General features: G+C 53.3%; 15 protein-coding genes, 1 pseudogene and 1 riboswitch. Of the genes and pseudogenes, 5 read left to right on the top strand and 11 right to left on the bottom strand.

The window, feature by feature from the left end; translation table 11 throughout:
- Window positions 1-3: 3 nt before the first annotated feature.
- Together L1D47_RS00185 and L1D47_RS00180 are read right to left on the bottom strand one after the other, a co-directional pair.
- Entirely contained in the window at window positions 4-1728 is a 1725-nt protein-coding gene (locus L1D47_RS00185) for an AMP-binding protein (RefSeq protein ID WP_239882091.1), read from the bottom strand.
- Between the two features lie 213 nt (window positions 1729-1941).
- Window positions 1942-3495: a M28 family metallopeptidase gene (locus L1D47_RS00180; RefSeq protein WP_239882157.1), complete on the bottom strand. Its 1554-nt coding sequence runs from the start codon at window positions 3493-3495 to the stop codon at window positions 1942-1944.
- Between the two features lie 730 nt (window positions 3496-4225).
- On the opposite strand from L1D47_RS00180, the gene L1D47_RS00175 reads away from it, so the two are divergent.
- Window positions 4226-4459, top strand: coding sequence for a hypothetical protein (locus L1D47_RS00175; RefSeq protein WP_160794500.1), 234 nt, complete (start codon window positions 4226-4228; stop codon window positions 4457-4459).
- A 9-nt stretch (window positions 4460-4468) separates the two neighbouring features.
- On the opposite strand, the gene L1D47_RS00170 is transcribed toward L1D47_RS00175, so the two are convergent.
- The 6 genes from L1D47_RS00170 to L1D47_RS00145 form a co-directional block, all read right to left on the bottom strand.
- A complete protein-coding gene (locus L1D47_RS00170; protein ID WP_239882090.1) occupies window positions 4469-5098 on the bottom strand; it encodes an acyltransferase in 630 nt (209 codons plus the stop codon).
- A gap of 2 nt (window positions 5099-5100) precedes the next feature.
- On the bottom strand, window positions 5101-5838 hold the full coding sequence (gene tsaA / locus L1D47_RS00165; RefSeq protein WP_239882089.1) for a tRNA (N6-threonylcarbamoyladenosine(37)-N6)-methyltransferase TrmO: 738 nt from the start codon (window positions 5836-5838) through the stop codon (window positions 5101-5103).
- 42 nt (window positions 5839-5880) lie between these two features.
- A complete protein-coding gene (gene rcsF, locus L1D47_RS00160; RefSeq protein ID WP_239882088.1) occupies window positions 5881-6285 on the bottom strand; it encodes an Rcs stress response system protein RcsF in 405 nt (134 codons plus the stop codon).
- A 78-nt stretch (window positions 6286-6363) separates the two neighbouring features.
- On the bottom strand, window positions 6364-7632 hold the full coding sequence (locus L1D47_RS00155) for an amidohydrolase family protein (RefSeq protein ID WP_239882087.1): 1269 nt from the start codon (window positions 7630-7632) through the stop codon (window positions 6364-6366).
- Window positions 7632-10760 (bottom strand): amidohydrolase family protein, encoded by a 3129-nt coding sequence (locus tag L1D47_RS00150; RefSeq protein WP_239882086.1) that lies wholly within the window; start codon window positions 10758-10760, stop codon window positions 7632-7634. Before L1D47_RS00150 ends, L1D47_RS00155 begins: the two co-directional genes overlap by 1 nt.
- 323 nt (window positions 10761-11083) lie before the next feature.
- Complete coding sequence (locus L1D47_RS00145) at window positions 11084-11476, bottom strand: H-NS family nucleoid-associated regulatory protein (protein ID WP_239882085.1); 393 nt, start codon at window positions 11474-11476, stop codon at window positions 11084-11086.
- A gap of 312 nt (window positions 11477-11788) precedes the next feature.
- On the opposite strand from L1D47_RS00145, the gene L1D47_RS00140 reads away from it, so the two are divergent.
- The 3 genes from L1D47_RS00140 (at window position 11789) to L1D47_RS00130 (ending at window position 15471) form a co-directional block, all read left to right on the top strand.
- On the top strand, window positions 11789-12538 hold the full coding sequence (locus L1D47_RS00140; protein ID WP_041509319.1) for an electron transfer flavoprotein subunit beta/FixA family protein: 750 nt from the start codon (window positions 11789-11791) through the stop codon (window positions 12536-12538).
- On the top strand, window positions 12539-13462 hold the full coding sequence (locus tag L1D47_RS00135) for an FAD-binding protein (RefSeq protein WP_239882084.1): 924 nt from the start codon (window positions 12539-12541) through the stop codon (window positions 13460-13462). It abuts the gene before it with no gap.
- A 148-nt stretch (window positions 13463-13610) separates the two neighbouring features.
- Window positions 13611-13827, top strand: a riboswitch (Lysine riboswitch).
- A 78-nt stretch (window positions 13828-13905) separates the two neighbouring features.
- On the top strand, window positions 13906-15471 hold the full coding sequence (locus L1D47_RS00130; RefSeq protein ID WP_239882083.1) for a Na+/H+ antiporter NhaC family protein: 1566 nt from the start codon (window positions 13906-13908) through the stop codon (window positions 15469-15471).
- 252 nt (window positions 15472-15723) lie between these two features.
- Here the strand turns inward: L1D47_RS00130 and L1D47_RS00125 are convergent.
- A pseudogene (locus L1D47_RS00125) lies at window positions 15724-17869 on the bottom strand (M3 family metallopeptidase).
- A gap of 183 nt (window positions 17870-18052) precedes the next feature.
- On the bottom strand, window positions 18053-20053 hold the full coding sequence (locus tag L1D47_RS00120; RefSeq protein ID WP_239882156.1) for a cytochrome C: 2001 nt from the start codon (window positions 20051-20053) through the stop codon (window positions 18053-18055).
- A 1073-nt stretch (window positions 20054-21126) separates the two neighbouring features.
- Between L1D47_RS00120 and L1D47_RS00115 the strand changes: the two genes are divergently transcribed.
- Complete coding sequence (locus tag L1D47_RS00115; protein WP_239882082.1) at window positions 21127-21705, top strand: thymidine kinase; 579 nt, start codon at window positions 21127-21129, stop codon at window positions 21703-21705.
- 68 nt (window positions 21706-21773) lie between these two features.
- On the opposite strand, the gene L1D47_RS00110 is transcribed toward L1D47_RS00115, so the two are convergent.
- The gene (locus tag L1D47_RS00110; RefSeq protein WP_239882081.1) at window positions 21774-22205 is read right to left on the bottom strand and encodes a hypothetical protein; all 432 of its coding nucleotides are present in this window, start codon (window positions 22203-22205) and stop codon (window positions 21774-21776) included.
- Between the last annotated feature and the right edge of the window lie 148 nt (window positions 22206-22353).

Raw genomic sequence — 22353 nt, 5'->3', positions numbered from 1 at the left:
TCGCTAGTTGCAGTTGATCGCCTCATACAGCTCCTGATACATCATCTCGCGCATCTTGAATTTCTGTATCTTACCCGTCACCGTCATCGGATACTGTTCGACGAATTTGATGTATCTCGGCACCTTAAAGTAGGCAAATTTCTCGGTGAGGAAGTGACGTATCTCCTCCTCGGTCACGTTCGCGCCCGGTTGCACCTTGATCCAGGCGCACACTTCTTCACCATATTTCTCGCTCTTCACGCCGAAGATGGCCGCATCTTGCACGTCGGGGTGGGTGTAGAGCTTCTCTTCGATCTCTCTGGGGTAGATGTTCTCGCCGCCGCGGATGATCATATCCTTGATGCGACCGACAATTTTGACATAGCCTTCGCTGTCCATCTCACCTAAGTCGCCCGAGTGTAACCAGCCTTCGTCATCTATGGTGGCGGCGGTCTTCTCGGCGTCGTTCCAGTAGAACTGCATCACGCAGTAGCCGCGGCTGCACACCTCTCCGGGTTGACCCACCGGCAGCACTTCGCCGAACTCATCGACGATCTTTACCTGGGTGTGGGCCAGGGCGCGGCCGACCGTGGTGACGCGCTTTTCCAGCGACGAGCCAATCTCCGTCATGTTGTTGATGGGGCTGCACTCAGTCTGGCCATAGCCTATCAGCACTTCTTTCATGTACATGAGATCTTGCACCCTGCGCATCACCTCTTCGGGGCAGGTGGCCCCCGCCATCACGCCGGTGCGTAGCGAGCTGAGATCGAAGCGTTTAAACTCGGGGTGCTCCAGCTGGGCGATAAACATGGTTGGCACCCCATGTAGTGCGGTGCAGCGCTCGGCCTGTACCACCTCAAGTGTGGTGAGTGGATCGAAGGAGTCGCCAGGGTAGATGGCCGAGGCGCCCACCGAGATACAAGAGAGGTTACCCAGCACCATGCCGAAACAGTGGTACAGGGGCACGGGAATACAGAGTCTGTCTTCCAGTCCAAGGCGCATCGCCTTGGCAACCAATAGGCCGTTGTTCAAGATGTTGTGGTGGCTCAGGGTCGCGCCCTTAGGGCTGCCTGTGGTACCCGAGGTAAACTGGATATTGATGGCATCGAAGGGGGAGAGCTGGGCGGCGGTGTCTTTGAGCGCCTTGCGGTCGCTCTCGGTGAGCGGACGCTTGATATGGTCGAAGTTGAGCATGCCGGGCGAGGCTTCATCGCCCATGCGGATCACAAACTCCAGGCTCGGCAGATTGGCCGATTGCAGTTGTCCCGGCAGGCAGTGCCCAAGTTCGGGAGCCAGCTCGTTGAGCATGGAGAGGTAGTGGCTGGACTTAAATTTCTCGGCGCAGATGATGGCGCGGCAGCCCACGTTGTTGAGGGCGTATTGCAGCTCCTCCGGGCGATAGGCCGGGTTAATGCACACCATGATGGCACCTATCTTGGCGGTGGCAAACTGGGTCAGACACCACTCGATGTTGTTGGGTGACCAGATGCCGACACGGTCCCCTGGCTTGATGCCTATGGCCAGCAGGCCGGCGGCCAGTTCGTCGATGTGGGATTGATATTCCTGATAGCTCCAGCGGATCCCTTGATGATGCATGACGATGGCCAGCTGGTCGGGATGGGTCGCCGCCATCTGATCCAGATAATCGCCTATGGTTTGTTCGATCAGTGGTGTGCTGGTGTCGCCGTTAAATTGGCTCAGTTGAAGGGGAAGTTGGTTCTCAGTTGCAAATGTCGTTACAGCAGACATAGAGCCTCCGTGCATAGAGTGTGTCATTAGCGGTCTGAAGACACACTACTCAAAGTGTGAGGTTTCTCACAAGCAAAGAATGGCGTTTATAGACTAAAGAACTAAGTTGGCCGCGGGGGATAGATAGAAAGGTGAAGCAGGGATTTTATTCAATAAAAACAATATGAAAAGGAGGCCTTGGCCTCCTTTAATCGGTAAGTGTCACGGCTATGGCTAGCGGCCGTCCTGGGCGCGGCGCGTCTTAAAATCTGACGCCTCGAGCCACTTTGGCCAGTCGTTATTGTTGGCGAGCTTCTCTAGGATATCGCTGATGAGCGCCAAATCTTGCTCTACACCGCCGAGCGTCCAGCTGGGATCGTAATCGTCGGCGCCCTGATGATACTTGTGGGCGATATAGTCAGGGTCGGTATCTCCCAGGCTCATAAACATCAGGCCGGGCACGCCCTGTTTGGCCAGGGCAAAGTGATCCGAGCGGAACATCAGGCCATTCTGCGGCCTGGGATCGGCCTTGACCCAACGTCCCTGCGCCTTGGCGGCGTCGTCCAGATAGTGTTCCAGCTCTGACACCCCTTCACCATAGCGCAGTATGTAGTCGACGCCTTTACCGACATTCATGCCATCTATGTTGAGGAAGGCGACCAGCTGCTTGGTGGGCACAGGCGGGTTCTCGGCAAAATATTGCGCGCCGATAAGGCCGGTCTCTTCGGCGGTGAAGGCGCTAAACAGCATGGAGCGCGCAGGCGGTTGGGTGGCGCTTAGCGTCTTGAAGTGACGTGCCAGCTGCAGCACGCCAGCCACGCCAGAGGCGTTGTCGACCGCGCCGTTGTAGATGCGAGTCTGGTCTTCGTGCACTGTCTTGCCCAGGTGATCCCAGTGGGCGTGCATCACCAGCCACTCGTCAGGACGCTGCTTGCCTGGTAGCAGACCGGCGACGTTGTAAGAGGTGGCCAGCTCAATAGCATTTTTCACCTCGAGCCTGGCCTTGAGATCTAGCGAGCGCGACTTAAAGCCCGGTTTGGCGGCGGTGAGCTTGAGCTTGTCATAGTCGAGCCCGGCGGCGGCAAAGATCTTCTGCGCCACCTCATGTTGGATCCAACCCATGACCCCGATATGTGAGCGATTCTTCTGCTTATCGACCAAGGTGTACTTGGTATTAGTGTTGCTGTTTTGCACCACGTTCCAGCCATAGGCGGCAGGTGCGGTTTCATGGACGATAAATACCGCTTGGGCACCTTGTCTTGCGGCCTCTTCATACTTGTAGGTCCAGCGGCCATAGTAGGTCATGGCGTTGCCCTTGAAGACTTCTGGGTCTTGAGTGGCAAAGCCCGGGTCGTTGACCATGAGGATCACCGTCTTGCCTTTTACATCGATACTCGCGTAGTCGTTCCAGCCATATTCTGGGGCATTGATACCGTAGCCAACGAAGACGATATCGCTGTTATCCAGCTTGATGGTCGGCTGGAGCTGCTCGGTGCGGGCGGTGAAGTCGCTGCCGTTGTTAAACACCAGATCGCCAACACTTAGTTGCATATTCTGGTCGGCGGTGATCTTGGCCATGGGCACGCTCTGGCGGTAACTGTCGCCAAAGCCCGGTGCGAGCCCCATCTGCTTGAAGGCATTTTCCAGGTATTCCACCGTGAGGGTTTCCCCCTTGGAGAGCGGGCCCCGACCCTCAAATTGGTCGCTGGCGAGGGTTTGAACATCTTGCCGGTAGCTGGCTTGGTCAAAGACGAAGGGGGCGGCACTGGCGGCCGGTAGTAGCAACAGGCCGAGTAAGCCCAAGAGGCGTGGGGTATTCACAGACGACTTCCTTTTGTGATGTTTGTTTTATTATGTGGTGCTCGCCGCCTTAGTAATGGCAAACGATTAATACCAATCAGGGCAAGTAAGTGATCAGAAGTAGCGTAGGAAAATGTTCGAGAACAAGGCATGATTTTTCGATAAGTAGCTATTCTACAATCAAAAATAGTAACGCTGTTACCGGACCTTTTAACAAGCTAGCATGATCAGTTATTTACTACGATTGGTATAATCATCATATGTGCATCAGAAAGGTTGATGCAAGAGGGGAGCGATGGCGGGGCTGAGATCTGTTAAGTTTGTTTGCTTGTTAAAAAAAGCTGCTTTATCTTTTAGGGCCTGTTTATCTTTCGCGTTCATTTTTGCAGCATTCTGTATCGCTTTTATACAAGGCAGAGCGATTGTAATGTAGTGTGCTACATCAATGAGCGATAACGCAGTAGAAAAATGATACAGACGCTGCCCGCAGGGTTCGTCTTGAGCACGTTCAACTCTTTGTTACTCGGCTTTTATATAGAATAACTATACACCAAGCCTCCTGCCGCGATTTGAACGTGCTCAATTAGAACAAAATTTGTTCTCAAAAGGTCAACAGGCCCTAGTTATGGGCAAATTTAGGTTTGCCATTGTTTGGCACTATGAATGTTAGCGGATTCAAGGAATGACGATGAGAGTAACCTGGGGAAAGGAAAAGACGATGAAGGCCACAATAATCATGCTGATAGCAAGTGTCAGCCTAGGGCTCATGAGCGGTTGCGCCAGCAATAAATCCCTCGATCAAGCATTTTACGATGGGGTTAAGAAAAGCGCCGAGTCGCGGCCCAATAATCCAGATAACCGAGTCGAAGATAAGGATTTAGCGGGCGGAGTGGTCAACGTGATTTTCCATGGTACTGGTAAGCTGATCCACGGTGATGGCGCGACTAAATAGTGCGGCGGTTTATTTCTTATCGCGCCTGTCACCTATGATACGCGCCGGGTTCCCGGCGACGATGGCGTAGTCGGGCACATCTTTGGTGACGACACAACCCATGCCGACCACGGCGCAATCGCCTATGGTCACCCCATCGACTATGCCCGCCTGGGCACCGATCCACACATCCTTACCTATGACGATCCCCTTAGACTGACTGTTCTGCTGATATATCGGCGTGTCAGGGCGCATGCCATGGTTAAAGGCGTAGATGGTGACATTGTTGGCTATACGGGTCTGATCGCCTATGACTATCTTGCCGCGACCGCCATCTAAGGAACAGCCATGATTGATAGCCACCTCATTACCCATGACGATAGGGCCGTGCAGGAAGCTGTCGGCGGCGATCATGCAGCGATTGCCTATCTGAATATCCCGGCCTGGCTCGGCAAACAATTTGGCCTGGGGCGCAATAAAGCACTCCTCACCTATGCTCACGGTTTCGACCGCCATCAGCCCTTGTTGTATCTCCTCCTGCCAGGGCTTGGCCCAGGTGAGATGTTTAGGTTTCAGGGAGAAGTAGAGCCAGGGCATGTAGGCCAGGCGCTGCTTATGTTGCTCGCGATAGTCCACTTGATTATCTAATGGCCCCTGCATGATTAATCCGCCTGCTCCAACGCCTGAGGTTTCACCGGACGCACCGCGTCGACCAAGATACCTGCCTCGTCCACGTGCCAGAGGATGTCGAGATCATACAGGGCGACCTGGTAATGCTTTGGATCTTCCTTGGCCTTCTTGTAGGCGGGGCGTGGGTCTTGTGCCAATACCCCTTGGATGATGGCCTTGAGGTTGGGGTACTTATCGGCGGGGAGACTGTCGATCTGATGCTGCACCGCATCGGTAAAGCGCACACCGATCAGTACTGGTGCCTCCTGAGCGATACCGCCGAGGGCACCCTCGATGGCATCTGAGAAAGGGATATAAGGTTTGATATCCAGAATAGGCGTGCCGTCCAGCAGATCCATGGCGGAGATCTCAAGCTCCACCTTGCCCTTGCGTTGATGGATGGCGTGCAGTCTGACCACAGACTGGCCGATGCCGTTGGGGCGGAAGGTGGAGCGGGTGGCAAATACTCCTAGTTTCTCGTTACCGCCAAGGCGCGGCGGTCGAACTGTGGTCTTCCAACCTTGGCTAAGGTTTTCATGGAAGGTAAACAGCAGCCAGATGTGAGAATACTGGGATAGGCCGCGCACGGTATCGATATGGTTATAGGGCGGCTGCAACTCGACGAAGCCGCGGGCGGCGGTGACCAGCCCTGGCTGTCTGGGGATGCCAAATTTCTGTTTATAGGGGGTGCGGCAGATAGCCACAGCCTCAATTTCACGCTTGAGTGTCATGGTAAAGACTTATGTTTACGCTGGTGCGCTGGGCGATAAAAACTACTTGTCTGCGGTGGGCAACAATATGGCCTGACCGACACACAGGGCTTGGCTAACGCAGGCCTTACTCGGTTCCTGGATCAGGGCGCAGCGTTTGATGATAAGGCCATTGGCGCCTTTATCGGCGGCGGCGCGGCGCGCCATGGTGCGGGCCTCGCCGATGGATGCGGGGACATCCTGAGCGCGTTCCTGACAGGATTCTCCCTCTACCATCCCCTTTAGTTCATAGGGGACCTTGGGCTGAGTGTCCTGAAACAGTTGGACCTCTCCGGCCTTGAAGTACTCGTTGATGGCCTGGCCATCTAAATTGCTGTTGAAGGTGTATTCGCCTGCACAGCCACCCAGTAGCAGGGCTGAGAGGAGCAGGACTGTCTTCGGGGCGGTCTTCAGGTCGGAGTTAGTCATGATGTTGGCCTGTGTAATGAGCTGAACTCAAAACCGGCCGAATAATCGGCCAGTTTTGAGTCGTTTAGAAGCAAAAGTCTAACGCTTTAGGTACTTTTGATAAAGTTGTTGTTGGCGATTATTGAGATCTATTTGGCGACCGTCGATAAACACAGCATCTATCTTGCTCGCGGCGGGATCGAGTATGTCCCCCTTAGAGAGCACCAGGTTGGCGCGATACCCAACGGCGATGGCGCCCATGTCGTTTACGCCCAAGATCTTGGCTGCATCTAGGGTGATGCTCTTGAGCGCCTCCTCCTTACTCAGGCCATAGGCCGCCGCCTGACCCGCGGCAAAGGGCAGGTTACGGGCGTTCCAGTCGCCGCTAAAGCCGATGGCGAAGGGGATACCCGCCTGTTTGAGCAGAGCAGGGATCTTGAAGCTCATCTCCACCGGCTCATCTTTGCGTAGCGGCAGGCTGAGGGTGCGATTGTAGATCACCGAGGCGCCGATCTCGTTGAGCTGATCCGCCAGACGCCAGGCATCATAGCCGCCGACAAACACTAGCTTGAAGCCGTAGGGGCGCGTCATGGCGATGGCGCGTTCTATCTCCTCGCTGCGATTGGCGTGGATAAACAGACTCGCCTTGCCCTGGTAGAGGGGCAGAGCCGCCTGCCAGCGGTTGTCTATCTTCTGCACAGTGCCTGCCTTGTCGGCCAGATAGTAGCGGTAACCCGCCTCGAGCTGCTCGCCGAGCTGGCTCATCTGTGCATCGAGTCCCTTAAGCTGCTTATCGGCAGTCTCCTTGTCCTTGGAGAGGTAGCGGATGTTGGGCCAGTAGAGATGAAATTGTGGCGCCGTGGTCACCAAAGCCTCTTCCACCGTCCAGCTGTCGAGGGAGACCAAGGAGGACTGACCGGCCAGGGCATCGCCTTGGGGCACCACCTGGGCGTGGGTAATACCGTTGACCCTGATGGTGGGGATCAGCTCTGAGTCGGGATTGAAGGCGCTGACGGCCAGCAGTTGGGGGTTGCTGTCACCCACCTCGAAGGCGTCGTTACTGGCGCGCATCATCTCCACCTCGACGAGGCCGATAGAGCTGTCCAGCGCGATAAGCCCTGGGTAGAGGTCTTGCCCGGCGGCGTCGATCACCTTGGCGCCGGTCTGCGGCAGCTGCTGGCCGATGGCGACGATCTTGCCTTGTTCAAAGCGCACATCGGTGGCGTCCAGCACGCCGTTCAGGGCGGTATGCACCCTGGCGTTGTGGATCAGTATCGGCTGGCTCTGGGCGCTGGCGGGCACCATGTCGTGGGCCAGCGACGCGCAGGAGAAGAGGCCCAGGCTAAGGGCGAAGAGTGTCGGCTTCATTAGATGGCCTCCTTGTGTAGCTTGCTGTGGGCGCTGTTCTGGCTGTGGGACTTATGCTCGCTCATGGCTTTATGCTCGCTCAGGGCTGTTTGGCTCAGGGCTGTGCCCCAGGCGTTGTAATGGGTGTCGCAGTGCCACTGGGGCTCTTGCTTATCCTCTGGCGTCTCGCCGGGTACCTCGGGTTTATCCCGGGTCAATACCGCCTGGATCAGCGCGGCGCGCTCCCGTTCAACCTCGAGCTGCATCTTCTTGTCTTGCTGACGGTCGAAGTAGCGGCGGCCTTCCACCCAGGTGTTTTCTACCTTGGCATAGACGGAGAGCGGCGAGGCATTCCAGAGTACCAGGTCGGCCTGTTTGCCTTCTTCCAGTGAGCCGGTGAGCTGGTCTATGCCTAACTGTTTAGCCGGGTTGATGGTGACCATGTTCCAGGCATCAATTGGCGACATGTCGCAATACATCATGGACTTGGCCGCCTCCTGATTGAGACGCCTCTGCATCTCATAGTCGTCCGAGTTGATGCTGGTGAGAACCCCCTTGTTGTGCATCAGGCAGGTGTTTTGCGGTATGGCGTCATAGACCTCGAACTTATAGGCCCACCAGTCGGAAAAGGTGGAGGCGTAGGTGCCATGCTTGGCCATCTCGTCGGCCACCTTATAACCTTCCAGAATATGGGTGAAGGTGCCGACCCTAAAGTTATAGGCCTCGGCGAGGCGCAAGAACATCAAGATCTCTGACTGTACATAGGAGTGAATATGCACCTGACGTTCGCCGCGCAGCACCTCGGCCACTGCCGCCAGGCGATAGTTTGGCTTGGGCGCCACCTGCTTGCGTTGCTGACTGCTGCGTAGGCGCTCATAGTCGGCATTTTCCTTCTCATAGGCCAGCGCCTCGTTGAAGGCCTCTTCGAACAGGGACTTCACGCCCATGCGGCTCTGGGGGAAGCGGCGGTTGTAGTTGTCGCCCCAGTTGGCCTGTTTGACGTTTTCGCCGAGGGCAAACTTGATGCTGGCCGGTGCCTGTTTAAGTTTCATCGCCTCGGCGCTCTCACCCCAACGCATCTGGATCACCTGGGCCTGACCGCCTATGGGGTTGGCGCTGCCGTGGAGGATCTGCGCCGTGGTCACCCCGCCTGCGAGGGCGCGGTAGATAGAGATATCGTCCGGGTTAATCACATCGCCGATACGCACCTCGGCGGTGACGGCGTCGGTATCTTCGTTGGTGCCGCCGTTCAGGGCGATGTGGGAGTGCTCGTCGATGATGCCGGCGGTGAGGTGTTTGCCGGTGGCATCTAAGGTTTGGTAGCCAGAAGGCGTCTTAAGGGATTGGCCTATCTTCTCGATACGACCATCGCGGATAAGCAGATCATAGCCGGTCAGCACTCCACTATCACTCGAGGTCCACAGGGTGGCGTTTTGAATATGCAAACGCTCCGTCTTGGGCTGCGCGCTGAGTCCATAGGCCGTGTTGGGCTGAGTGAGTTTGGAGATGAGCGCCTGGGCAGGTTTCTCCTGCTCGGATTCATCTTTGTGCTCTTGTGCCATAACCACACCCGCGATTGGGTGTTGGCGATTACTATTGTCCAGCATCCTGCCGTGAATTCCCTGGGGATCGAACCAGAGGGTGAAGCGGCTGATGCCAGGGTAACCCGCCTCATCGAGATTGGCGTTGAAGGTCAGGCGTTCATTGGCATAATTGAGGTCGCTCAGGGTTATCTCCTGCTCGCCGCTGGCCAGGGTGCCGCTGAGCTTGTCGTCATCGACCAAGTCCAGATCTAAGGTGAGCTCGCCCAGCGTCAGCTGATAGCCTTGGCCGAGCCAGTGTCTGTCGCGAGGCACCTTCTGTGTCTCGCTGCCCTGTAGCCAGACGCTGACAATTTTGCCTTGGGTAAAGATGTCGCCATCGGTCACGACCAGATCCGCCATGAAGCCGGGCTTAAGCTTGCCGCTAAAGGTAGAGATGCCCGCAATTTCTGCCGCCTCTGTGGTAAGTGCCGCCAATGCTGTCTCTTGGCTCAGCCCTTGTTTGACCGCCTGTCTGAGTCTTGGCCAGAAGGCGTCGGCCTTGATGCCATGCTGGGTAAAGGCGAAGGGGATCTCGGCATTTTCCAGTGCGTGTGGATTGCTCGGCGCGCGCTCCCAGTGGCGTAGATTGGCCAGGCTTATCTCTCTCTCTTTGTCGCCGTCTTTAATATTGGGGGCCGCGGGAAAATTGAGCGGGGCGATGATACTAAAGCCAGTGGCCTTGACCTCGTCGATGCGGGCATATTCTCGTCCGCTGCCCACCAGGCTTGCCGATAATTTAAATTCGTTCATTAAGTGAGCGGCGCGCAGCAGGCTATTTAAATTCTTGGTTTCAAATATGGCCGGGTGTTTGTCTATATCACCCAGGCGCTGCAGCGCGATATTAAATTCGATATTTTTCTCTTGGGTAGCCGAGTCGGCTTTATCTATATTGGCGCTATACCAGTTGGCATCGGCCAGAGTTTGTCGAATAAGCGCGATACTGCCCATTAATGAGTTGGGGTAATCCTGAATCGAACTGCCTTTATCGAAGGCGAGCAGGTGATTGGATTTTGCGCGATAAATAATGTTATTGGCTTTTAAGGGGGCCAGTGAGATAGTCGCGGCCCTGCCTCTGAATATGCCATCTAACATACCGGTTTGTACGCTGGTAAACCCATTATCAATCCATTGCTTGGCCGCTTCCTGGTCGGGATATATATAGTTAAACCACTCTTTTTCAGCGTGAATTGCACCATTATCGGCATTGCCACCTATGCGTTTAATTTCATAAACCGGGCGCGCCACTTTCTGCTCGTCATATTTAAAGTCGATGCCGTAATTGGTATACGGGTCGATAAAGCCGGGATAAATATGCTTACCTGTCATGTCGATGACATAGGCATCTTCGGGTATTTTGTCATTGGAGATAATGGCTTTAATTTTATTATCTTCAATTAACAGGGTGGCATCCTGTTTGGTTTCGCCGGGGGCGATCATCAAGGTTGCATGGGACAGCGCGGTTAATTTGGGCGTGTTATCTGTTAGCTGAGCGTTTGCTATCGCGGACGGGCTCGCCAAGAGGCAGGTCACCAGACTCGCGGGCACTGAGAGGAAATGGATTCGCATGGTGTTTAATTATTATTGGCTGGGATCAAAAGTAGCTCAAGATTATCCCATATTATGAACAATTTCCAAGCATTGAACTGTATCGGTTTATGTCAGGCACCTGAGAAATAGCGGCTTGGCAAACACTCGGCATAAGTTGAGAAAGGGAGGCTGGAAAATCATTCGGAAAAGCATTGGGGAAATGACTGAATAATGGTCGAGAAAATGCGAAGGAAAGGGGAAATGCAGATGGATGTAGCAAACTTGCACTGAATAACAAATAAAAAAGCCAACCCTGAGGCTGGCTTTTTTGCTCGTTCATCCCACAGTGGGAATGTTTAAGCTTAGATAAGGAACTCTTCGAGTGAACGACCCTTATCTAACTCATTTTTAAATACGGTTGGTGTGCGACCCTGACCCGTCCAAGTGATCGTTTCGCCATTCACTTCAATTTTATATTTTGGTGGGCGTGGAGCACGTTTCTTAGGAGCTGGCTTAGCAGCCACTGCGCCTAAATCGTCAATTGATAAACCAACAGCTTCCATTTGTTGGCGAATCTCTTCTATCTTTGCATTGCGCTCGGCCATAACCGCGCTTTCTTCTTCTGCTTGCTTCTCTTTCTCGGTAATGATTTTTTCAAGCTTAACTGCTACATCTTTTAAATCTTCTACCGACAATTCTTTAACAGCAGCCTTAAAGCGACGACCATGCGTCAATATATCTAGAAATTCGCTCATATTTATAATGTCCTGCTTAAAAATAAAATAGTAAATAGGATTACAGGGCTAATAATAGGAACTAAAAAAGGTTTTATCAAACGAATTAAATGAATATTTGAGCCTTTAAGGTAAATTTTATTTCAGCTTTTCTTTTTTTGTCCCATTTTGACCCCTTAGTCACCCTTAAACACCCTGTTTTTGATGTAAGACAAAGATGCAGGTGACTTCCTGTTGACGTTAACGTCAACAGCACGTAAAGTGGCGTAAGTTGGTGATAGTTTCGCTATGCACTATTTGTTATTCAGAATAAAGACGTAAGAAGGAAGCCTTATGAAAGTATTGGTGCCAGTAAAACGCGTCGTCGATGCTAATGTGAAGGTCAGGGTTAACGCTGACAATACAAATGTCGATACCGCAAATCTGAAGATGGCCATTAACCCATTTTGTGAGATTGCTGTAGAAGAAGCGGTACGTTTGAAAGAAGCAGGTATTGCGACCGAGATCGTGGTAGCAACCATAGGGCCTAAGGCGTCGCAGGAGCAGCTACGCACGGCGATGGCGCTGGGCGCAGACCGTGGTATTCATGTGGAAACCGACGAAGAGCTTGCGCCGCTTTCTATTGCAAAGATCCTCAACGCGATTCAAGCCAATGAGCAGGCTCAGCTGATCATGCTGGGTAAGCAGTCTATCGATGGCGACAACAACCAGACAGGCCAGATGCTGGCGGCGCTAGCCGGTCTACCTCAGGCCACCTTTGCCTCTGAGGTAAAGGTTGAAGGCGAGCAACTTGTGGTTACCCGTGAGATCGACGGCGGTCTGCAGACCCTTAAGATGCCATTGCCTGCGATTGTCACCACAGACCTGCGTCTGAACGAACCTCGCTATGCCAAATTACCTAACATCATGAAGGCGAAACGTAAGCCGCTCGATACCATCACGGTAGATAGCCTGGGCGTGACCCTTAAGCAGCATCAGAAGGTGCTCAAGGTGACACCGCCTGCGGAGCGTCAAGCGGGTATTATGGTGGCTTCTGTCGAGGAGCTAGTGGACAAGCTAAAGAATGAAGCGAAGGTGATCTAAATGGCGATTCTAGTAATAGCAGAACATGATAATGCGACTTTAAAACTCGATACCGCCAAGGTAGTTGCTTGTGCTCAGGCGATCGGTAGCGAAGTCGATGTGATGGTGGCCGGTCACAACTGTGGCGCCGCGGTTGAGAGCGCCAAGCAGCTTGCCGGTGTGCGTCAGGTATTGATGGCCGATAGCGCCGTTTATGCCAACGCCATTGCCGAAAACCTGTCATCGCTGATCGTTTCTGTGGCCAGCGAGTATCAACACATCCTGGCTGCGGCCTCGAGTGTCGGTAAAGATGCACTGCCACGCGTTGCGGCCCTTTTAGATGTGGCGCAGATCTCTGAAGTGGTTGAAGTGGTTAGCGAAGATACTTTCGTGCGTCCTATTTATGCCGGTAGCGCCATGGCGACGGTTCAGAGCCTGGATGCCATCAAGGTGATGACGGTTCGCGCCAGTGCCTTCGATGCGGTTGCCCAGGACGGTAGCGCCTCGGTGCAGACCCTGGATAACGAGTACAGCGGCGATGTCGAGTTTGTCTCGCAGACCCTGTCTGAGTCTGAGCGTCCCGATCTTGGTGCGGCCTCTGTCGTGGTTTCGGGTGGTCGTGCCATGGGCAGCGCCGAGAACTTTGCGATTCTCGAGCAGTTGGCCGATAAGCTGGGCGGTGCACTGGGTGCGTCTCGCGCCGCGGTTGACGCCGGTTACGTGCCAAACGATCTGCAGGTGGGTCAGACGGGTAAGATTGTCGCGCCGGACCTCTATATCGCCGTGGGTATTTCGGGTGCCATCCAGCACTTAGCGGGGATGAAAGATTCTAAGGTGATCGTGGCGATCAACAAAGATCCAGAGGCGCCTATCTTCCAGGTGGCTGACTATGGTCTGGAAGCGGATCTGTTCGAGGCAGTGCCTAAGCTACTCGAACTTATTTAATAAAATGTAAATGCTTGGTGAGCACTTTGGTGTTCATCTAAAATTTAGTGTGATATAGATCACATGGAGCGGCTTTGAGGTAGCGTCCTTAAAGCCGCTTGTGTTTTTATGTGCCTCACGTTTGCCGATAGTGACATTGGCAGGCGTCCTGAGACGTAGAGGTGCATTAAATATCAGTAGTATTCGTTAGGGTGATGCCGTTAAGCGAATATGAAAGGATTTGGTGCCGAAGTGGTGGAGTTGATCAAGGCTTGCCGCTGGGGCTGTCATCGAATAGAGGCAGCACTGCCATAGTGCTTCTTATCTGGATTGATAAGTGGAAGGTATACCGAGAATGGGTATCACTATGGAGCGCTACTGATAGGACAGGTGTAATATCTCATGCTATATCCCACCAGTTCAGTTGCCCTCCATTCGTATTTAAACGAAGACAATATTTTACAATGACAACTTTGAGTTATGCCGATTCGGCACTTTCTTTGCTGCCGCCCGTGGTGGCGATTCTGCTGGCGATCTTTACCCGCCGCGTCCTGCTCTCGCTCGGTGTGGGGATCCTCCTGGGGGCACTGTTAATTGCCGATTTTTCACCGCTGGATATGGGCCAATACCTGGGACAACAGGTGGTGGGCCTGGTGTGGGATGATGGCGCCTTAAACAGCTGGAACGTCTATCTGCTGGGTTTCTTGATCCTGCTTGGGATGATCACCGCACTTATTACCGTCAGCGGTGCCGCCAAGGCCTTTGCCGACTGGGCCCGTCAACATATTCGTAATAAGCGTGATGCCAAGCTGCTCACCATGTTCCTGGGCTGCGTGGTCTTCATCGATGACTACTTCAACAGCCTGGTCGTGGGCAGCGTCGCCCGGCCGCTCACCGACAGATACTATATCTCCCGCAGCAAGCTGGCCTACCTGCTGGACTCGACCGCCGCGCCAATCTGCGTGATCTCGCCGGTCTCTAGCTGGGGGGCCTACATCATCGCGCTGATCGGCGGCATACTCACCGCCCATGGCTTTGCCGACACCGGCCATCTGAGCGTGTTTATCCAGATGATCCCGATGAACTTCTATGCCATCTTCGCCCTGGTCTTGCTGCTATGTGTGGCCTTCATGGGGCTGGATGTGGGGCCGATGCGCCAGCATGAGCTAAATGCCCAGAAGGGTAACCTGTATGACGAGGCCAAGGGCCTGCCGCCAGGCGCCAATAGTGACCTGCCAGAGGCGGATTCGGGTAAGATCTTAGGCCTGTTCCTGCCTATTACCGTGCTGGTATTTGCTACCATCTACTTCATGATCGACAGCGGTGCCGCTGCGCTGGCCGCGGAAAACCTGCCCTTTAGCGTGATAGGGGCGTTCGAGAAGACGGATGTGGCCTCATCGCTCTTCTTCGGTGCCGTGATTGGTCTGGCAGCTACCCTAGTGCTGGTGGCTGTTCAGGGGCTGGACAAGGCCCTTATCTTTAAAGGTGTGCTGGCCGGGGCGCGCTCCATGTTGCCCGCCATCTATATTCTGCTGTTCGCCTGGACCATCGCCGGGGTGATCGGTCAGATGGAGACGGGTAAGTATATGGCGAGCCTGGCGACGGGTAACATTCCGTTCGCGCTGCTGCCTGCCGTGCTGTTCGTGCTGGCGGGTCTGACGGCCTTCTCTACCGGCACCAGCTGGGGCACCTTCGGTATCATGTTGCCGATTGCCGCCGATATGGCCATGGGCACCCACACTAACATGATGCTGCCTATGCTGGCCTCTGTGCTGGCGGGCGCCGTGTTTGGCGATCACTGCTCGCCTATCTCGGATACTACTATCCTGTCGTCTACCGGGGCGAACTGTCACCACATAGACCATGTGCTGACTCAGCTACCCTATGCCCTCATCGTGGCGGGGATCAGCCTGGTGGGGTATACCGTGCTGGGCTTTACCGAGTCGGTCGGCGCGGGACTGGCCGCCTGTAGTGGGGTGTTTGTGGTAAGCATTCTGGTGCTGCGTCATAAGGCTAACCGTCTGGTTTAATACCAATCACAGTAAATATGTGATCAGAAATAGCGCAGGCAAAACGCTTGAGAACAAAGCAGGATTTTTAGATAAGTAGTTATTCTACAATTAAAAATACTAATACAGTTATCGAGTGTTTTAACAAGCTAGAATGATCAATTGTTTATTACGATTGGTATAAGTGACCTGTCGATACCACACAGACAGAAAAATGCCGCTCATGGAGCGGCATTTTTTTATGGTTAATATTCCCCTTTAACGGGAATTCGCTTAGTTGAGACCGCGGCGTTTTAGCAGCGCCTCTGTGGTCGGCGCCTGACCTCTAAAGGCCTTGTAGGCCTCCATCGGCGGCACGCTGTTGCCGACCTCGCGGATGGTCTTACGGTACTTCATGCCGATCTCGCGGTTGAGACCGCCCTGGGTCTGCACATAGGCGAAGGCATCGGCCGCCAGGATCTCGCTCCACATGTAGGCGTAGTAGCTGGCCGAATAGCCACCGGGGAAGGCGTGGGCGTAGTAGGTCGACTTGTAGCGTGGCGGCACGGCGGCGATATTGATGCCATGTTTCGCTAGCGCCTTGGCTTCGAATTCGGCCACATCCTGCAGCGGCGCGTCGGCGCTCAGTGAGTGCCACTCGAGATCCACCAGGGCCGCCGCCATATACTCCAGGGTGTCGAAGCCCTGATTGAAGCTGCGTGATTTCAGCAGTTTCTGCAGCAGGTCGTCGGGGATCACTTCGCCCGTCTCGTAGTGCTTGGCGTAGTTGGCCAGCACCTCGGGGTGGGCCGCCCAGTCTTCTTCGAAGGTCGAGGGGAACTCGACAAAGTCGCGGGAAACGGCCGTGCCCGACAGGCTAGGGTAGTTCACCTTAGAGAACATGCCGTGGGTACCATGGCCCATCTCGTGGAACATGGTGGTGACCTCGTCGTAGCTGACGAAGGTCGGCTCACCCTCTGGTGCCTTCTTGATATTCATCACGTTGACCACCACAGGCTTCTGGTTCAGAAGTTTTGACTGGGTCACGAAGGAGCTCATCCAGGCGCCGCCGCGTTTGCCTTCGCGGGCAAAGTAGTCGGCGTAGAAGATCGCCATCGAGCTGCCGTCGGCGTCAAACATCTCATAGGCTTTCACGTCTTCATGGTAGACAGGCAGATCTGGGCGTGGCTTGAGGGTCACGCCATAGAGACGCTCCAGGGTGAAGAACACGCCGTCCTTGAGCACACGTTCAAACTCGAAGTAGGGTTTGATGGCGGCGCTGTCGAGATCGAATTTGTCTTTACGTACCTTCTCGGCATAGAAGGCCCAATCCCACGGGGCCAGGGTGAAGTCGCCGCCAGTCTTGTTGATCATCGCCTGGATATCGTCGGCTTCCTTCTGGGTGTTGGCCACCACGGCGGGCACCATAGAGCCGAACATCTGATAGACGGCTTCTGGGGTCTTGGCCATCTGCGGCGTCAGGCGATAGTCGGCCCAGCTATCGTAACCCAGGAGTTTGGCGCGCTCGGCGCGCAGCTGTGCCAGACGGGCAACCAGAGATGCGGTTTCGTTGTCGCCGCTCATGCCGCGATTAGATGAGGCCTGCCACACCTGCTGGCGTAGCTCTCGGTTTTCCAGCTTGGCTAGGATAGGCTGACGAGTGGTATTGGTGATATTGATTAGATACTTGCCTTCATGTCCGGCGGCTTTGGCATCGGCCTTGGCGGCGCGGATCTCACTCTCTGACAGCCCCTTCAGCTCATCGACACTGTCGACGACGACGGCGATCTCCTTGGTGAGTCTTAGCAGACGCTGACCAAACTCATTGGTAAGCTTAGACTGCTCTTCGTTCAGCAGGCGTATCTCGGCCTTTTGCGCCTCGGTCAGCTTAGCGCCAGCCATGACGAAGCGTTGATGATAGATCTCTATCAGGCGCACCTCTTCGGCCGTTAGCCCTAAGGTGTTGCGGCTCTGATACAGGCTATCGATGCGGGCAAACAACTTGCCGTTGAGGTGGATGTTGTCTGAGTGAGCGGCCATCTTAGGGGCCATCTCGCCCTGTAGCTTACGCAGGGCGGGGTTGCTGTTAGACCCAGTTAGGTTGTAGAACACCTTGGAGGCGCGGGTCAGCAGCTCGCCGCTGGTCTCCAGCGCTACGATAGTGTTGGCAAAGGTGGCGGGCTCTTTGTTGTCGGCAATGGCCAATACCTGTGCATGGTGTTCTTCGATGCCTTGCTCGAGGGCGCGCTCGAAATGCTCATCCTTGATCTGGCTAAAATCGGGGGGCCTGGTATTGCAGCGTGCTGGCTTGCATCAGCGGGTTTTGCGCTTCCATACCAGCGGCGGCCTGTGTGGGCGCATTGTTTGTCTGACAACCACTGAGCAGCACTGTGGTCGATAATGCGCCGACGACGGCAAAGGCGATAAGGTTCAATTTCATCTATACAACTTCCTTAGATTGAGATTGTTATTCTTATGTGGGCGAGTTTGGCAACAATGTAGCTTTTGTAAATTAACTCAGGCTGAAAATGGTGCATGGGTCAAAAAAAAAAGGAGCCTGGCGAAGGGCTCCTTTGGTTAGAACTAGGGATAATGTTTAATTACCTTGCCGTCACCTCAGGTGTTAGCGGGTAAAGTTATGGTATTTCTCAATACCAAAGCTGCTGCCCTCGGCATGACAGGTTGCACAAGACTCGGTGGTGCTAAGCTTGTACCACTCGGTAGCAGGTACATCTTCCGTGGTGGTACCGCCGTTTTGCATCATGTGGTTCAGCGCGCTGTCATCGTTATGGCAAGCGTAACAGTTGGCCGTGATTGGGCTGGCCATCTTGTCATTTACGCCATAGGCACGTGCCTTGATGAACTGATTTGGTACGGTATTCAGATCTACCACACCGCTATCATGACATGCCACACAGCCCGTTTGCGGTGCGATCACGCTTGCAGAGTTAGACACTTCCTTGCCGTTTTCATCTAGGCTCTTGCTGCCTACACCCCAGTGCATGCTGTGCACCATAGGGCCGAAGCCTGGAGAGGAGTAGCCGGCGCGGCGATCTTGACCATTGTTGTGACAGGCCACGCAGCCCAGGCCACCTTCAGCAAAGTTACCGTTCTTGTGGAAGTTAGCTTCGCTATTGTGACAGGTGGTACAAGACTCGCTGCCGACGTTATGACGACGGTCGTAGCTGCTCACTTCTCCTGAGACAGGATTAACAACATCTGTGTAGCCATGGATGGTGACCACGTCGGTTTCATCACCCTGATAGTCTTCAGTGGTGAAGCTAACTCTTAGTGACGCCATTAAGCCTGCATCAGGCACACCGCTTAAGTCCACACCTGTAAAGCACATGGTTTTACTGCCATCGGCTTCATAACTGTAGTCGTAAGAGCGGGTTAAGCGCGCTACTATCGAGTCATTGTATACGGCATGCGGGTAAGAGCCTGCGTAGATGATAGGCTTCTCTGGGTTGTAGGCCACATTTTGCTCTTCATACAGGGCATGCAGATCCACTAAGGTTTCAGTTTCACCTTCCACTTGGTAGAGCGACATAGTGGTACACCAGAGGCCAGCATCGTTAAGTGCTAGTGGTGTGCCTTTCACCTTGTATGATTCTTTAATGACCTGTTTCTTATCAAGTTTAGCCTTAGCTTCATGTAGCTTGCGCAGATCTGAGCCGTTACCGGGAGCGATATCTCCTGGAATGCCACCTGTGTCATGACAATCGGTACAACCTGGTCCTGCGATGTTGACATTAACCGTTGGCTTGGCGTGGCAAGAGCTACAGTTCATAGCACTAAAGCCTGTCTCAAACGCTTGGTGGTTAATGTGACCAATCTTAGAGAGGGTATTGCTAGCGTAACCGCCGATGGAGAAGCCTTGTTCGTTAACCACAGTACGGCTCACTGAGCCGTGGCAAACCATACAACCTTCGACGAAGGTCACTTCGCCATCCATACCCTGGGCGACATAACTTGAGTGGCGATTAGGACTGGTGGAGTAGTCGACGTGACAAGAGAAACAGGCTTCTGTAGTCGTCGAGAAAGCACCTTCTGGCTTGTTAACCACATATTCACCAGAACCAGCAATACCCGATTCGCTATGGCCACCGACACGTAGCCAAATAATGCCTTCGGTCGCGGCATTAACGCCTTTTAAAGGTAGAACGAACTCATAATGACCATCGCTTACCTGAGTAAGTGTTGCTCCTTCGGTATCGGGCGTTCTAGAAGACTCCATGTTTACCCCACCATATCCACCGATATGAACATTGTCTTCGACTTCGTTGATCGGGCTTTCGGTGCGGTTATTGATAAAGCCTTTGTCAGTCAGCGCTGCAACTTTACCCTCAGCTTTTTTCAAGCCATTGACAAGTTCACCCTTTTCGTTGGTGATCTCAAACTCGTAACTAATAGTACCTTCACCTAACGCAAAGTTAATGACTTTGACATTAGTTTCTAAAGCTGTTGTTGCTACGGGTGGTGTCCATGAATCGCCAGGTGTACCGGGTTGGCCATCAACACCATCCTTACCATCTTTACCGTCATCTCCACTGCATCCTACCAGGGCGCCTGTCAGCACAACAGCGACTAGGTAGGCGAGTTTTTTCGATTTGAATAATTTCATCATTCATCTCCAGTTGATCCAAAGTGTCAGATGCGATGCCTTTGGGCGATTGCTTGCAGGGGAGGGCGCTCGTCTCAACACATACCCTGAACCTTTTGGATACTTGTTATATTTATTATTTGAACCGATGCCAATTCATTCATCGATAAAGAAAATGGATGTAAAAGCTATCGACTCGTAAATGATTGTAATGTTAAGGTCTTGTTGATTTCTTGACCTGGCTCACAGGCAGATATAGCTCTTTGGAGGTATGTCTCATTTTTGTTAAATTTATTCAATAACAGTTACTTGTTTAATACTAATTAATGTTCGGTTAAGGTTGTTTTAAGTTTATGGCGCTGCTTTGTGGTGTGGTGGTTGCGGGATTGCTAAAAGGCCTGATGTAGGCGTTTGAGGGAACCATGTTAGTGGGCATGAATAATCTGACAACCAGGCCATAAAGAAGCAATCAAGATAAAACGCAATATAAGTATGCATAGTCTCGCAAGAGCAATATTGAAGAAATGGTAGGAGGGGGAGATAAGTGGAACGAAGAGTTTTGCTTGCGAGTCCATTGTCGACTCTATGAGGGGGAGATCTTAGTTCATATAAGCGAGTGTCTTTTGGCGAGGGGCCTCGTCCAACTCTTCTTCTCTCTTCAACTCTTTTCCTTTGGCTTCCTTTGATCTCGCTAACCGCCTGAGACAATGGATGGGAAAGTAAGATAATGTGTGGCATCGGCCAATGCTAGGGAAGGTGCGAATAAGTCCCGTGCTTGCTCTGCGTGTGCTTAAAGTGGATAGATGCAAGGCACAGTTTGCAGCGAATGGCCCTAGTCCTTCGCAAGAACTGTAACGCAGCAAATACCGCTGTAAGCCTCGCCCTGCGGGGCTTTGATAGCAACACCATTTCGGCGTTATTCCACTTCAGCAGGCCTCGGTATGCCCTCAGTTGAATGCCTTGAACTGTCGCTGCTATCAAAGCCAGAGCTGTGCGACGACTTGTTCGCACCTTCCCTAGGGTTATTGGCGCTGCTAATTGGCGCAATATGGTGATAGAATCGCTCGATAACAATAATCAGGGGACTACTCGCTTTGGCACAGCTCTATTTTTACTATTCGGCAATGAATGCCGGCAAATCTACCTCACTGCTTCAATCTTCCTATAACTATCGCGAACGCGGCATGAATACTTTGGTTATGACGGCGTCGATAGATGATCGATATGGAGTGGGTAAGGTCGCGTCTCGTATCGGTATAGAGACAGATGCTCAGGTGTTTGCCAGTGACGATAACCTGATTGAGATGGTGAAAACCGCCTGCCAGGCGCAGACGCTTCACTGTATCTTGATTGATGAGTCGCAGTTTCTCAGCAAGGAGCAGGTAAGACAGCTGACCTATGTGGTCGATGTGCTGGATATTCCTGTGCTCTGTTACGGCTTGAAGACCGATTTTCAGGGTGAGCTGTTTAGTGGCAGTCAGTACCTGTTAGCCTGGGCCGATAAGCTGGTGGAACTTAAGACCATTTGTCACTGTGGTCGTAAGGCCAATATGGTGGTGAGGCTGGATGGCGAAGGCCGCCCCATGAAAGAAGGTGAGCAGGTTGCCATCGGCGGTAACGAAAGCTATGAGTCTGTCTGCCGTAAGCATTTCCGCGAATTTTTGTGGGACTAATTCTCCCACTCGTGTGAGCTAAGCAATAAGCCATCCAACAGGGTGGCTTTTTTATGCTTGCGCCTCGGCTATTCAAAGCTGGCGAGTAAGTGTCTGACGCTAGCGCGGGTATGGTCAATCTGCTCGACGATACGGGTGGCGCTCTCTCGCTGGTCGGTCATTTGTGGCCAGTGGTCTTGCCATACGGTCTTAAGATCGGCGCATGATGCAATAACCTCCTCCTCGGTGATCATGCTCAAGTCGTTAATCAGGTTTACCTTGATCCAGCCCTTGCGCGGATTACCCGCACGGGGGTCTTTATCATAGTGCGCGGCAAACACTATCGCCTCAAGTTCGGAGAGCTGCAGTAAGAGTTCGAAGCTGGCGGTCCGCATGGTGTTGTTATACTCGCTAATTTCCATGCGCCATACGTTGTAGCTAAATCCTATCAGCGCAAATATCATGCTGAAGATGGCGGTGAGCTGGAAGATATAGCGCCTTCGATTGAGTTCGCTAAGCATGGATCCTCGCTGGTGCTAAAAGGCTTTCTGTAAAAAGGCTTTCTGTAAAAAGACTCTTTTTGAAAAGCTTCTTTGTGAAACGGCGTGCAGCTGTCTACTTTTTGGCTCGCTTATTGACAGTGTAGCCGCAGATTGAGTTTGTGTGGGC

Source organism: Shewanella sp. Isolate7 (assembly GCF_022398425.1).
GTDB lineage: Bacteria > Pseudomonadota > Gammaproteobacteria > Enterobacterales > Shewanellaceae > Shewanella.
Note: the sequence above shows the minus strand (reverse complement) of the source record. Positions and strands in the feature narration are given on the sequence as shown.

Bases quoted from the DNA above. Each gene is read 5' to 3' on its own strand.
- L1D47_RS00185 (WP_239882091.1), bottom strand. From the start codon at position 1,728: ATGTCTGCTGTAACGACATTTGCAACTGAGAACCAACTTCCCCTTCAA.
- L1D47_RS00175 (WP_160794500.1), top strand. From the start codon at position 4,226: ATGAAGGCCACAATAATCATGCTGATAGCAAGTGTCAGCCTAGGGCTC.
- L1D47_RS00170 (WP_239882090.1), bottom strand. From the start codon at position 5,098: ATGCAGGGGCCATTAGATAATCAAGTGGACTATCGCGAGCAACATAAG.
- tsaA (WP_239882089.1), bottom strand. From the start codon at position 5,838: ATGACACTCAAGCGTGAAATTGAGGCTGTGGCTATCTGCCGCACCCCC.
- rcsF (WP_239882088.1), bottom strand. From the start codon at position 6,285: ATGACTAACTCCGACCTGAAGACCGCCCCGAAGACAGTCCTGCTCCTC.
- L1D47_RS00155 (WP_239882087.1), bottom strand. From the start codon at position 7,632: ATGAAGCCGACACTCTTCGCCCTTAGCCTGGGCCTCTTCTCCTGCGCG.
- L1D47_RS00150 (WP_239882086.1), bottom strand. From the start codon at position 10,760: ATGCGAATCCATTTCCTCTCAGTGCCCGCGAGTCTGGTGACCTGCCTC.
- L1D47_RS00145 (WP_239882085.1), bottom strand. From the start codon at position 11,476: ATGAGCGAATTTCTAGATATATTGACGCATGGTCGTCGCTTTAAGGCT.
- L1D47_RS00140 (WP_041509319.1), top strand. From the start codon at position 11,789: ATGAAAGTATTGGTGCCAGTAAAACGCGTCGTCGATGCTAATGTGAAG.
- L1D47_RS00135 (WP_239882084.1), top strand. From the start codon at position 12,539: ATGGCGATTCTAGTAATAGCAGAACATGATAATGCGACTTTAAAACTC.
- L1D47_RS00130 (WP_239882083.1), top strand. From the start codon at position 13,906: ATGACAACTTTGAGTTATGCCGATTCGGCACTTTCTTTGCTGCCGCCC.
- L1D47_RS00120 (WP_239882156.1), bottom strand. From the start codon at position 20,053: ATGAAATTATTCAAATCGAAAAAACTCGCCTACCTAGTCGCTGTTGTG.
- L1D47_RS00110 (WP_239882081.1), bottom strand. From the start codon at position 22,205: ATGCTTAGCGAACTCAATCGAAGGCGCTATATCTTCCAGCTCACCGCC.